At 75.4% G+C, this 12773-nt stretch carries 12 protein-coding genes; 9 read left to right on the forward strand and 3 right to left on the reverse strand.

Features of this window, described 5'->3' with window-relative positions:
• Positions 1-9 precede the first annotated feature (9 nt).
• The 9 genes from ACIGAQ_RS08035 to ACIGAQ_RS08075 all read left to right on the forward strand — a co-directional run bounded on the left by ACIGAQ_RS08035 (position 10) and on the right by ACIGAQ_RS08075 (position 10087).
• A complete protein-coding gene (locus ACIGAQ_RS08035) occupies positions 10-858 on the forward strand; it encodes a hypothetical protein (RefSeq protein WP_399780052.1) in 849 nt (282 codons plus the stop codon).
• Positions 855-2336, forward strand: a complete 1482-nt coding sequence (locus ACIGAQ_RS08040) for a CocE/NonD family hydrolase (protein WP_399780054.1) — start codon at positions 855-857, stop codon at positions 2334-2336. The genes ACIGAQ_RS08035 and ACIGAQ_RS08040 overlap by 4 nt, the downstream gene beginning before the upstream one ends.
• Positions 2333-3712, forward strand: coding sequence for a YcaO-like family protein (locus tag ACIGAQ_RS08045; RefSeq protein WP_399780057.1), 1380 nt, complete (start codon positions 2333-2335; stop codon positions 3710-3712). The genes ACIGAQ_RS08040 and ACIGAQ_RS08045 overlap by 4 nt, the downstream gene beginning before the upstream one ends.
• 7 nt (positions 3713-3719) lie before the next feature.
• Positions 3720-4871, forward strand: a complete 1152-nt coding sequence (locus ACIGAQ_RS08050) for a SagB/ThcOx family dehydrogenase (RefSeq protein WP_399780060.1) — start codon at positions 3720-3722, stop codon at positions 4869-4871.
• On the forward strand, positions 4868-6607 hold the full coding sequence (locus ACIGAQ_RS08055) for an ABC transporter ATP-binding protein/permease (protein WP_399780063.1): 1740 nt from the start codon (positions 4868-4870) through the stop codon (positions 6605-6607). Before ACIGAQ_RS08050 ends, ACIGAQ_RS08055 begins: the two co-directional genes overlap by 4 nt.
• Positions 6604-8373, forward strand: coding sequence for an ABC transporter ATP-binding protein (locus ACIGAQ_RS08060; protein WP_399780066.1), 1770 nt, complete (start codon positions 6604-6606; stop codon positions 8371-8373). Before ACIGAQ_RS08055 ends, ACIGAQ_RS08060 begins: the two co-directional genes overlap by 4 nt.
• 349 nt (positions 8374-8722) lie before the next feature.
• The gene (locus ACIGAQ_RS08065; protein ID WP_311685952.1) at positions 8723-9046 is read left to right on the forward strand and encodes an alpha-amylase; all 324 of its coding nucleotides are present in this window, start codon (positions 8723-8725) and stop codon (positions 9044-9046) included.
• A 172-nt stretch (positions 9047-9218) separates the two neighbouring features.
• Positions 9219-9719 (forward strand): hypothetical protein, encoded by a 501-nt coding sequence (locus ACIGAQ_RS08070; RefSeq protein ID WP_399780071.1) that lies wholly within the window; start codon positions 9219-9221, stop codon positions 9717-9719.
• On the forward strand, positions 9716-10087 hold the full coding sequence (locus ACIGAQ_RS08075; RefSeq protein ID WP_311685949.1) for a peptidase inhibitor family I36 protein: 372 nt from the start codon (positions 9716-9718) through the stop codon (positions 10085-10087). The genes ACIGAQ_RS08070 and ACIGAQ_RS08075 overlap by 4 nt, the downstream gene beginning before the upstream one ends.
• A 39-nt stretch (positions 10088-10126) precedes the next feature.
• On the opposite strand, the gene ACIGAQ_RS08080 is transcribed toward ACIGAQ_RS08075, so the two are convergent.
• The 3 genes from ACIGAQ_RS08080 to ACIGAQ_RS08090 form a co-directional block, all read right to left on the reverse strand.
• Positions 10127-11239 (reverse strand): sensor histidine kinase, encoded by a 1113-nt coding sequence (locus ACIGAQ_RS08080; protein ID WP_399780074.1) that lies wholly within the window; start codon positions 11237-11239, stop codon positions 10127-10129.
• Positions 11232-11927, reverse strand: a complete 696-nt coding sequence (locus ACIGAQ_RS08085) for a response regulator transcription factor (RefSeq protein ID WP_362285690.1) — start codon at positions 11925-11927, stop codon at positions 11232-11234. The genes ACIGAQ_RS08080 and ACIGAQ_RS08085 overlap by 8 nt, the downstream gene beginning before the upstream one ends.
• A gap of 138 nt (positions 11928-12065) precedes the next feature.
• Positions 12066-12746, reverse strand: coding sequence for an NAD(P)H oxidoreductase (locus ACIGAQ_RS08090; RefSeq protein ID WP_362285692.1), 681 nt, complete (start codon positions 12744-12746; stop codon positions 12066-12068).
• Positions 12747-12773 lie beyond the last annotated feature (27 nt).

Genomic DNA, 12773 nt, shown 5'->3' on the forward strand with positions numbered 1-12773 from the left:
AGGAACGCCGTGTCCCGCAGCCGACTAGTCCCCGGTGCCGAAGTCGTCGCCGTGCCCGGTCGAGGCCTCGCCGTCCGTACCCCGGACGGGGAGTTCCTCAGCGTCAGGACAGCGGACGCGGACCAGGACACGCTGCTCGCCGTGCTCACGGGTGCGGCCGCACCCCCGCAGGACGAGCGACTGGGCCGCGTGGTGCGGGCGTTCGAGGAGGCCGGCTACCTGGGGGAGGCCCCGCGGCACGCGCCGTGGCCCGCCGCCCGCGGGGCCGTCCGGATCCTCGGAGACCCGGTGCTGACCGGACCGCTCGCCGAGCAACTGGCCGCCCTGGGCGCCCGGCCGTACACGTCCCCGGCCGCCCCCGGCGGAGCGCCGCTGACGGTCGAGGACCTGCTCGACGGCGATCCCGCCGCTGTCGTGTGGTGCCTGGACGGGCCCGTGCCGGACGGGTTGTGGGACGCCGCCGACCGGTTGCCCGGCCACGGCGTCGCGTGGCTGCGCTGCCACCGCGAGGGCTGGCAGGCGTACGTGGAACCGGTGGCCGCCGCTCCCGGGGACGTCGTCTCGGCCCACGTCCGGTCCCGTCGGCTCGCCGCCACACCCGCATACCGCGAACTGGCCGCGTACTGGAGCGGACCGCGCACCTCTGGCGCACCCGTCCGGCTCGCCCCTGCCGCCGTCACGCTGCTCACGGCGCTGCTCGCGGACGACCTGACCCGGTGGGCCACCGACACCCCCACCGGATCCGGCCTCCCGGCGCGGCGCCGTCTGCGGCGGGTGGACCTGCGCAGCCTGACCGTCACCGAACACCCCGTCCTGCCGGTGCCCGACGTCGTACCGACGCCGAAGAAGGCCCGATGACGGCGTGGTGCGCGACGGTGGGGCGACTCGCCACCGACGTCCGCCTCCCGGCCGGCGACGGCCCCTTCCCGGCCGTCCTGGTGCGCACCCCCTACGACCGCACCCGGCACGAGGCCGAGGCGCGCGGCTGGGCCCGCCGCGGGTTCGCCGCCGTGGTCCAGGACGTACGGGGCCGGTTCGCGTCACCGGGGGAGTGGCACCCCTACACGCACGAAGCCGCCGACGGAGCGGCGGCGGTCCGCTGGATCCGGCGACAGCCGTGGAGCGACGGGCGGCTGGTGGCCGCCGGCGCCTCCTACGCGGCCCACTGCGCCCTCGTCCTCGCCCTCGACGCGCCCGAGGACGCCCGGCCCGACGCCGTCATCGCGGCCGTGCCCGCCCTGGGGCTCGCGGAGACCGCGCGTGAGGAGTCCGGCGCCGAGCGCCTGCTGTCCCGGCTCGGCTGGTGGGCCGCCCACGGCGACCGGCCGGACTCCGACGAGAAGGCGCTGGCCGAGTCCCTCGCCGCCGACCCCGCACTGCTCACCCACCTGCCGCTGACCGGCCTGCCCGAACGACTGGGCCGCAACCTGCCCTCCTGGCCCGGCCTGTGGCGGGCCCACGACCGCGGCCGCCTCGTGGCGAAGGCGGTCCACGCCCGGCTGCCCCTGCTCGCGGTGGGCGGCCACCACGACCACTTCACCGAGGACACGGTCGCCCTGTGGCGCGCCTGGGGCGGCCCCTCGGCCCGGCTGCTGCTCGGGCCGTGGGGACACTCCCTCCTCGCCTCGCCCGGTCCCGGAGCCGGCCCCGCCCACCGCGTGAACCTCGGCGAGCTGTACGTACGCTGGGCCCGCCGCGCCCTCGCCGGTGAACTCGCACCCGGCCGGCACGGAGCCCAAGGACTGGGCGGGGCCGACCTGTGGCTGCCGGCCACGGCGGAGGGAGAACCGCGACCCCATCGCACGCGACTGCTGCACGGCCGCGCCTTCACCGCCGACCCCGGCCGGCCCGTCCGCTCGGACGACCTGACCGTCCCCGCCGACGGCCCGCCCGACCGCTGCCTGCTGGTCACGCCGCCGCTGCCGCGCCCGCTCGACGTGGTCGGCCCCGTCGGCGCGCACCTGCGGGCCACGGCCCACACCCCGTCCGCGGACTGGGCCGCCCGGCTCGTCGCCCTCTCCCCGGAAGGCACCGCGGAACGGCTCGCCGTCGGCATCGTCCGGCGCGCCGAACCACCGGGCAGCGAAGCCGAGTTCACCATCGGTCTCGGCCGCCTCGCACGCCGCCTGCCGGCCGGCACCCGGCTGCGCCTGGAGATCGCCGGCCACCACTTCCCCGCCCACGCCCGCAACCCCCACACCGGGCAGGACCCCGTGACGGCCGCACGGCTGCTCCCCTCCCGGCGGGAGGTCGATCCGGACGGCGTGGCGCTGACCCTGCCCGTGCTCACGTCCCGCCCCGCCCCCACCGATCCCGCCCAGGAGATCCTGCGATGACCACGCTGCCGCTGGAAGCACTCGTCGACCCCGTCTGCGGCATCGTCCGCAAGGTCAAGCCCGTCGAGCACCCCGCGGGCGCCCCACCCCGGTACACCGCGCTCACGGCCGAGATATCCGACGCCCGCAGACACGGGCTGTGGCCCGCCGACCGGGTCTCCCTCGGCACCACCTTCGGCGACCCCGAACAGGCCCGCGTCGCCGCGATAGCCGAGGGGATAGAGCGCTACTGCGGCAACCGCGTGCCACCCCCCGGCCATCCGGACGCACCCCTGCGGGCCACCTTTGCCGAACTGGCGGACAAGGGCCTGCGCCTGTACGGCCCCGGCGACCTGCCCGCGTACGCCGCCTGGCAGTACGCCCGCGACAGGTTCCCCTACCGCCCCCTCACCCCCGACACCCCGGCCCTGTGGACGCGCGGCAGTGAGTGGCTGCCCGGAGGCGGGACGACGGAGGTCTGGGCTCCCGTCGCCCTCACCCACCTCAACTGGCGCCAGGGCGCCCTGCGCGAACTGCCGCGCACCCACCACCTCAACTACGCGGGCATCGCCACCGGACAGGGTCTCGACGACGCCGTCGAGCGCGGCCTGCTGGAGATCGTCGAACGCGACGCCCTGGAACTGTGGTGGCACCTGGACGGCCCGGCCCGGGGCATCGACCCGGCGAGCGTGCCCGGGCTCGCCGACGACCTCGCCGGCTCCGCCCTCGACGTCCACATCGTCGAGATGCGCTCCGAGTTCGCCCCCTGCATGGCCGCCCTCGTCCACGACCCGCGCCTCGGCCTGTACGCCGCCGGTTTCGCCTGCAAGTACGACCCGGCCGAAGCCGCCCGCAAGGCGGTCCTGGAAGCCGTGCACACCTGGGTCTTCACCCAGGGCCTGACGGACGCCGACGGCTGGGTGTTCCAGGCCGTGGAGGCCGGGCTGCTGGCGCGCGGGCTGTACCTGGACCACCGGGCCGACGGCCGCTATCTCGACGTGTGCGGCGAACAGTTCGAGCAGGTGCGGGACCTGGGCGCGCACGTGCAGGTGTGGCTGGACGAACGGATGGCGCCCGAGGCACGGCGGTTCACATCGCCCGCGCTCGCAACCGTGCCCGTCGACGCGGTCCGGCCCGGCAGCAGGGAGCGGCTGGAGAGCGCGCTGCGTGCCGGGGGACACCGCGTCATGACCTTCGACCTCACCACCGAGGACGTGGCCGAGACCTCGCTGCGCGTCGCCCGGGTCCTCGTCTCCGGACTCCTGCCCAACGCCCCCGCGGCCTTCGGCTACTTCGGCTGCCCGCGTCTCGCCGAGGCCGCCGTCGCGCGCGGCTGGCGCAGCACCGAGCCCAGGGCGCCGCAGGACTTCACGCTGGCGCCTCCGCCGCACATGTGAGGACGCTGTGGAAGACCTCCGCGAGGACCCGCAGCAGGACCTCGCCGCCGCCCTCGCCCGCGCCCGCTCCCCGGAGCGGCCCGGCCCCGACACACCCGCAGGACCCGCCGTCCGGCCCTGGTCGGGGCCGCCGCTCCCGATCCCGCAGGCCGCCCCCGCGGACCTCGATCTGCGGGCCCTGCTGCGGCTGTCCCTGGCCGCCGCGGACGCCTCCGGCCGCCTCAGGCCCGCGCCCTCCGCGGGCGCGCTGCACCCGGTGGACACCGAACTCGCCGTGGGCGCCGGCTGCTCCCTGCCCCCCGGCCGCTACGGCTACGACCCCCTGCGCCACCGCGTCCACCGCATCGGCCCGCCCGCCGACACGCCGCCGGGCATCACGGCCGAACTCTCCGTCACCGCACAGCGCACGGTCTCCCACTACGGGCACCGAGCCCGGCCCCTCCTGCTCCTCGACACCGGGCACGCCGCCGCTGCGCTGTTCCTGGCGGCCCGCGCCCTGGGCGTCCGCGAGCCCGAGGTACGGCTGGACGGCCTCACCGAGAACCCGTTGGCCGCCGTACACGTCCCGCCGCCCGGCGGGACGAACCCGAGGCACCCGGCGGACAGCGCCCGCCCAACCGAACCGTCCGGAGGCCCGCCCACCCCGGCCGAACTGCTGACGCGCCGCAGCGCCCCGCCGCCGCTGCCGGGCACCCCCTCCCGCGACGCCCTGCGCGCCGTCCTGGCCACCGCCCGACAGGCCGCGACGGGTGGCTCGTTGCGCTGGTGCGCCGCGGTCGGCGCACCCCGGCCCGGCCTCGTCGAACTGGCCCCCGACGGCACGACACTGCTGCGGTACGCGGCCGGGGAGGCACGCCCGACCCTCGCCGCCTGGGCCGCGGGCCAGGCCTGGATCGCGGACGCGGGCGCCGTCCTGCTCGCCCACGGCTGCCCCGCCGACGCCGACGCCCCACACGTCCGCCGCGCCCACCTGCGGGCCGGCTTCGCCGTCCACCTGGCCCACGTCACCGCCCGGCGCCACGGCCTGGCCGCCCGGCCCGTCGGCTCCTGGCAGCAGGCGGACCTGGGCGCCGCGCTCGGTGCCGCCCCGGGCCGCGACTGGGTCGTCCACGCACTGGCCCTCGGCACCCGCCACGCCGACGAGGAGAACACCCCGTGATCGTCCACCCCGAACTGCGCCGCGCCACCCGTCACGCACGGCGCCCCCTGCTCGCGGCGACCCTCCTGCAGGGCGCCGTCACCCTCACCCACCTGGCCCAGGCCGCACTGCTGGCCCTCGCACTCGCCGGCCTGGCCCGCGGCGACACCGGCCGGCTCCCCTGGCTGCTGGCCGCGGTGCTCGCCGTCGTCGCCACCCGCGCCGGGCTCGCCCTGGGACAGCGGCGCACCGCCACCCGCGCCGGAGCCCGGGTCAGGATCGCCCTGCGCGACGAACTCCTGGAGCACCTCGGCCGGCTGGGCCCCGCCCACCTGACCACCGCGCGGGCCGGAGCCGTCCGCACCACCCTCGTCGACGGCGTGGAGGGCGTCGACGCCTACGTCTCCCGCTACCTGCCCCAGCTCCTGGTCACCCTCGCGGTGCCGCCCCTGGTCCTCGCCGGCCTGGCCGCGGTCGACCCCCGGGCGCTCCTCGGCCTGGTCCCCGCCCTGCTCCTCGCCCTGGCCGGGCCGCGCGCCTGGGACCGGCTCCTCGCAGCCCGCGGCAAGGAGCACTGGGACACCTACGAAGGACTGGGCGCCGACTACCTGGAAGCCCTCCAGGGCATGCCCGCCCTGCGCGCCGCCGGCGCGGTCGGCCGCACCCGCGCACGCCTGGAGGAGCGGTCCGCCGCCCTGCACCGCGCGACCGTCGCCAAACTACGGGTGTCCCTGGTCGACACCGGCATCACCGACCTCGCCATCCAGGGCGGCACCGCCGCCGCCGCGCTCCTGGCGTGCTGGTCGGCCGTCACCGGATCGACCACGGCCACCGGCACCTACCTGGTGCTGCTGCTGGCCTCCGAGTGCTTCCGCCCGGTCCGCGACCTGGCCCGCGAATGGCACGCCGGATACCTGGGCGTGTCGGCCGCCGACGGCCTCACGGCCCTGCGCACGGCCGAACCGGCGGTCCCCGACACCGGAACGGCACCCGCCCACTGGCAGACCCCGCCCGAACTGCGCTTCGACGACGTTCACTTCACCTACCCGGGCGCCCCGGCGCCCACCCTGGACGGCGTCTCCTTCACCGCGCGGGCGGGACGGACGACCGCGATCGTCGGCCCGTCCGGCGCGGGCAAGTCCACCCTGCTGGCCCTGCTCCTGCGCCACCACGACCCGCAACAGGGCCGGATCACCCTCGACGGGCGCCCCACGACCGACTACGCCCTCGACGCGCTGCGCCAGGGCATCGCCGTCGTCTCCCAGGAGACGTACCTCTTCCACGCCACCATCGCCGACAACCTGCGCCCGGCCCGGCCCGGCGCCACGCACGACGAACTGACCCGGGCGGCGCGCGCTGCCGGGATCCACGACGAGATCACCGCCCTGCCCGACGGTTACGCCACCGTCCTCGGTGAGCGCGGCGCCACCCTCTCGGGCGGCCAGCGCCAGCGTCTCGCCCTCGCGCGCGCCCTGCTCGCGGACGCCCCGGTGCTGGTCCTCGACGAGGCCACCAGCGCGGTCGACGAGCGCCGCGAGGCGGACATCCTCCGGGAACTGATGAGCGCAGCGCGCGGCCGGACCGTCCTGGTGGTCGCCCACCGGCTGGCCGCCGTCCGGCACGCCGACCGCATCGTCGTCCTCGACGAAGGACGGGTGGACGCCGTCGGCGAGCACGCCGGCCTCGTCGAGGCCGGCGGCGTCTACGCGCGGCTGGTCGACGCCGGCCACGCCCACCGAGGAGGACTCGCCGCATGAGCACCGCCACCGCCACCAGCCCCACCACCTCCGCCACGCCCGACGCCGACGCACCCGCGCGGGGCGCACTGCGGGTCCTCCTGCCCGCACTCGCCGCCCACCGCGCCATGACGGCCCGTACCTGCGCCGCCGCCCTCCTCGAACAGGGCTCCCTCGTCGCCCTGGTGACCCTGGCGGCGCACACCGTGGGGACCGCCGTCATCGAAGGGAAAGCCCCCTCGGCCGCCACCGTCACCGCACTCGTCGCCCTCGTCCTGGTGCGCGCCCTGACGACCTGGCGGGAGATGGACCTCTCGCACGACCTGGCCTACCGGGTGCTGGCCGTCCTGCGGGTGCGTGTCTTCGACGGACTCGCCCGCAGCGCGCCCGCCCGCATCGCCGGCCGCCGCAGCGGCGACCTCGCCGCCACCGCCATGGCCGACGTGGAGGCGCTGGAGTTCTTCTACGCCCACACCACCGCCCAACTGGTGGCTTCCGCAACGGTTCTCACCGGTGGCTCCCTGGTCCTCGCCGTGGTGGAACCGTGGCTGCTGGCGGCCGTACTGCCGGTCGCCGCCCTGCTCGCCGCGGCACCCTTCGCCGACGCGCGCGGCCGCGCGGCACGCGGTGGCCGCACCCGGGCGGCCGTGGCGAGGCTGTCGGCCGACACGGTCGAGACCGTCGACGGACTGCGCGAACTGCTCGCCCTCGGCCGGTTCGCCGAACGCCGCCGCACGCTCGCGGAGCACGGCCGCCGCGTGGGCGACGCCCAGCGCGCCGAGGCCACCGGAGAAGCGGTCGCCGCATCCGTCCGCGACCTCCTCATCGTGACCGCCGTCCTCGGCGTGGTCCTCGCGGCGGCGCAGTCCGTGACCTCCGGACGGCTGCACGGCGCCTGGGCCCCGGCCACCATGGCTCTGGCGCTGTCCGTCCTCGGTCCCGTCGCGGAATCCGCCCGCTCCCTGAGCCAGGCCGTGGCCCTGCGCGCCGCGGCCTCCCGCGTCGGCGCGGCCCTCACCGCCCCCGCTCTCGCCCCGCCGCCCGCCGCGCCCCGCCCCCTGCCGCCCGGCCCGCTGGGCGTACGGCTGCAGGAGGTGAGGTTCGACTACGGCGGACAGCCCGTGCTGGACGGCCTCGACCTGACCGTCCCCCCGGGGCAGACTCTCGCCCTGGTCGGTGTCTCGGGCGCCGGCAAATCGACCTGCGCCCACCTGCTGGCCCGGTTCTGGGACCCCTCCCAGGGCACCGTCCAGTTGGTGTCCGCCGAAGCCGGCCCTGTCGACGTCCGCGACGTCGCCGACCCCGAACTGCGGCGAGCCGTGGTCCTCGTGGGACAGGAGACACCTCTCTTCCACGGCACCCTCGCCGAGAACCTGCGGCTCGCCGCACCCGAGGCGGACGACGACCTGCTCGCCCAGACGGCGCGCCGCTGCGGCGTCGACAGGATCGCCGCCATGGACACCCTCGTCGGGGAGCGCGGCGCCACCCTCTCCGGCGGACAGCGGGCCCGCATCGCCCTCGCCCGCGCGCTGCTGGTACGCCCGCGCGTGCTCGTCCTCGACGAGTCCACCGCCCACTTGGACAACACCGGCGACGCCCAGCTCGCCGACGCGCTGCGGGAGGAGGGCCGCACCACGATCGTCATCGCCCACCGGCCGGCCACCATCCGCCGTGCCGACCGCATCGCCGTCCTGGACCAGGGCCGCATCACGGAAGAGGGAACCTGGCAGGAACTCACCAGCCGCCCCGGCAGCGCGCTCAACCGCGTACTCGGCACCCCCGACTGACGGGCTCTTTACGGCCATAGAAAACCAGACCGTCATGCCGCGGCCCTTGCATCCACCGCAGGGGCCCGCCGGCACCCGATCCCCGTATCCCCTGGTCGGCTGGAGCCGCGACGCCCCGGCCCTCGTGCAAGTGTTGAAGCTTCACGCGGGCGGTGGGAGCTGGCACCCGTCGACCTCCCCAGACGTGAGCGCGGTCGCCCTGCAAGAACGGCCGGGTCCGGAAGCCGCCGTCACACCTTGCCTCCGTGGCCGTGCGCTGAAAGCTTCGAGCCTTGAAGTCGATCCGCCGCACAACACGGCATCGGCTGCGATTACTTGAACGTTGTCACCCGAGCTGTGGAGTGAAGCCATGCTGAGAAGAACGCGGATATCGGCCTGGGCAGCGGCACCCGCCGCAGCCCTGGGGCTCGCCCTCGCGGTACCCCCCGGGCCCGCCTCCGCGACGCCCGGCGTTTCCGAGCCCGCCCCGTCCTGCGTGGTGATGTACGAGAGCTGGCGCTACACCGACGCCGCCAACGACTGCCCCGACACGCTGAGCGTCTCGGTCCTCTACCAGGACGGTGCGACGAGCCTGTGCTCCACCCTGGCGCCGGGTGCTCGCGCGACGATCGGTGAGGGCTATCTCGGCCGGCACGGCCGGGCCGACCGTCTCGTCCTGTGCGAAGCACCCTGACGGTGACCCGTGTCGAGAGGGCGCAGGTGCGGTGCCCTGCCCCTCTCGGCGCGTGAGCGGGGCGCGGTCCGGAGTCCGTGAGCGGTGTGAGCGGCCGGGCGCCGCCCCGCCGAGTGAACGACCGGCCCGTGCCGTGTCCCGCGGCCCGTTCCCGGCCGTTGAGCCGGTCACCATGCCCATCCACCCGCACCGCGCGGCGGCCGTCGCCCTTCTCGTCCCGCTGTGCCTCCTGTCCGCCTGCGCGTCCCCGAAGGCCCCGGGGGCCGCACGGCCCGACGCCGGCGACACCGTCATGGCCGCCCAGCTCCTGCTCACCGATCAGTGCCTGACCCGCCAGGGCCTCACCCCGCCACGCCCCGGCCGGCGCCCGGCGGACGCCGAGGAGCAACGCCGAGTGAGCGACGCGCTGTTCGGCACCGGACCGGCCGAACTCTCCCTCACCCTGCCCGGCGGCCACGAGGTGCGCCAGCACACCGACGGCTGCCTGGCCCGGGCCCAGCAGCGTCTCTACGGCGATCAGGAACGCTGGTTCCGCGCCTCGACCACCGTCAACAACCTCAAGAGCAGGGCCCCGGCCGGCGAACGGACCGCCTACCGGGAGCTGCGGGCGCACGCCGTCCGCACCGCCCGCACCGTCCTCGAGTCCGTATCCGAGAAAGGCACCGCCCGATGAACAAGCCCGCCCTCCTGGCCGCCGCCCTGCTCCTCGCCGTAGGCACCCCCCTCGCCACCGCCGCCACGGCGTCGGCCGCGGACTGCCCCAGCGGACACTTCTGCGCCTGGGAGAACGCCGACTTCCAGGGCCAGCGCACCAACTGGCACGGCGACGACGGCTGGTGGGAGAGCAACATCGCCGACGCCGACTCCTCCTGGGCCAACCACGGCATCGTGGGCCCCGGCATCCCGGCCCATGTCCAGGTCTTCGAGAACGCCGGGCAGCGCGGCGACATGACCCTCTGCCTCGCCCCCGGTCAGGAAGTCACCTACAACGGCGTCGCCAACGACCGCGGCGACTCCCACCGGTGGGCCATGAGCTGCTGAACGCCCGCCGCCCGGCCGTTGAGGTCCCGGGGGCTCCGATCAGGGTCGCGGCGGCGTACCACTGCCTCGGTGCGCGGACGCCGCGGGGAGTTCCACCGTGATGCGGAGCCCACCGGAGGGGCGGGGGGTGAGGGTGAGGGTTCCGTCGTGTGCGTGGGTGATGGTCTTGACGATGGCCAGGCCCAGGCCGGCCCCCGCGTGGTCGGTGCGCACGCGCTCGGTGCCGCGCTGGAACGGCTCGGTGAGGGTCGAGACCACGTCCGGGGCGATCGGCTCGCCGGTGTTCTCGACCGTCAGCACCACCGTCCCGGGGCGGACCCCGGTGGTCACCCACACGTCGCCCCGGTCCGGCAGGTTGTGGACGATCGCGTTGTGCACGAGGTTCATGGCCAGTTGCAGCAGCAGCGCCGACGATCCGGTCGCGGGGGCGAAGTCGCCCTCGGTCTCCAGGCTGACGCCATGCCGCTCCGCGAGCGGCAGGAGTGTTTCCGTGGCCTCCTCCGCGACGAGGGACAGGTCGACGTCCTGCGGGGTGAAGGACTGCCGGCCGGCGCGGCTGAGCAGGAGCAGCGCCTCGGTGAGGTCGATGGCCCGGGCGTTGACGGCGTGGAGGCGGTCGATCAGCGGGTCGCTGGCACGGCCCGGATCGGCGCGGGCCACGTCGAGCAGTGACTTCGTGACCGCCAGCGGGGTGCGCAGCTCGTGGGAGGCGTTCGCCGCGAACCTCTGCTGTTCGGCGACGTGCGCTTCGAGCCGGGCGAGCATCGCGTCGAAGGCGTCGGCGAGTTCGCGGAACTCGTCCTGGCGGCCCGGCAGCCGGATCCGGTGCGACAGCGATCCGCTCGCGGCCGTACGGGTGGCGTGCGTGATGCGGTTCAGCGGGGCGAGCATGCGGCCGGCGAGAACCCACCCGCCCATGAGGCCGAAGACCAGCAGGAACGCCATGACGACGGCGGCCACGGGGGCGAATCCGTACACGAAGGCGGTGCCCGGCGTCGCTCTCCACACACCCTGCTCGTTGGTCCGCAGCCACCCCTCCCGCAGGAGGAACACGCCGATGGCGGCGAGCAGCAGGGCGCCCGCGAGCATGAGGAACCCGGCGTAGCTGAGGGTGAGCTTGAGGCGGACGCTCGGACCGGGGGCCCTATGCACGGTCCGTTTCCCCACGCCCGGTGCCGGGTGGCGGGCCGATGCGGTAGCCGACCCCGGGAACCGTGGCGATCAGCCACGGTTCGCCGAGCCGTTTGCGCAGGGCCGAGACCGTGATGCGCACGGCGTTGGTGAACGGGTCGGCGTTCTCGTCCCACGCCCGCTCCAGGAGTTCCTCGGCGCTGACGACGCCGCCCTCGGCGGCGACGAGGACTTCGAGCACCGCGAACTGCTTGCGGGTGAGCGCCACGTAGCGGCCGTCCCGGTAGACCTCCCTGCGGAACGGATCCAGACGCAGGCCCGCGATCTCCCGCACGGGCGGCCTGGCGTACGCCCGCCTGCGGTCGAGGGCCCGGAGCCTGAGCACCAGCTCCCGCATCTCGAAGGGCTTGGTGAGGTAGTCGTCGGCGCCGAGACCGAACCCGGAGGCCTTGTCGTCGAGCCGGTCGGCCGCGGTGAGCATGAGGATCGGCATGCCGCTGCCCGAGGCGACGATGCGCCGCGCGATCTCGTCACCGGAGGGGCCGGGGATGTCACGGTCGAGGACGGCGATGTCGTAGCTGTTCAGGCTCAGCATGTCGGCGGCGGTGTCGCCGTCCCCCGCGATGTCGGCCGCGATCGCCTCCAGGCGCAGGCCGTCACGGATGGCCTCCGCCAGAAAGGGTTCGTCCTCGACGATCAGCACACGCATGCCGGGGATCCTACGAGCCGGGACATATCGGCGGCGTATCGAAATCCGCATACGGGTGGACGGGTCGGTGCCGGACCCGTCCCGCACCGGCCGGTGCCGCGGCTCGACCGCTTCACCCCGGCCCGCCTTCGTCCGGGGTCAGGACGTCACCAGTTCCTCGGCGAGGAACTTCTCCACGAACTCCTCGGCACGACGGTCGAACGCCGCGTACTGCGCCGCCCGCTCGTCGCCCGCGACCGCGGCGCCGATCAGGAGGTTGCCCTCGGCGTCGACGCGCTGCGGGCGCTCCTCGGCGTCGGTGAGCAGCCCCACGGTGGACCGGGAGAAGCCGCAGTAGTAGGCGATGCCGTCGCTCAGCTGGGTTTCGAGGACGTCCTGCATCCCCGCCACGACGGGATCGTCGGCGGTCGCGCCCGCAAGGCCCAGCCACAGGATGCGCTTGCCGGCGAGGCGGGGCCTGCTGCGGCCGTAGGCGAACCCGTAGTTCCACACGCGGTCGATCCAGCCCTTGAGGAGGGCGGGCACGCTCTGCCAGTACACCGGGAAGACGGCGACGAGCACATCGGCGTCCAGGATGCGCCGCATGTGGGCGTGCGCTTCGTCGGAGTACCTCTTCTCCCGGTTGCCCCAGTCCGGCTGGTCCGCCAGGTTCATGCGGGGGTCGAACCCCTCTGCCTGGAGGTCGAGCAGGTCGACGCGGTAGCCGGCGGCTTCGAGCCGGGCGGCGGCGCGGCGGGCGGTGTGCGCGGTGAGCGAGTCGGTGCGGTGGTGCGCGACGACGACGAGGGCTGTCCCGACCTGGCTGTGCTGCTGCGTCACGGTGTCTCCCGGCTGGTCTCGGTGAGT

Origin of the sequence: Streptomyces sp. NPDC085932 (genome assembly GCF_044540525.1) — a bacterium.
Taxonomy (GTDB): Bacteria; Actinomycetota; Actinomycetes; order Streptomycetales; family Streptomycetaceae; genus Streptomyces; species Streptomyces levis.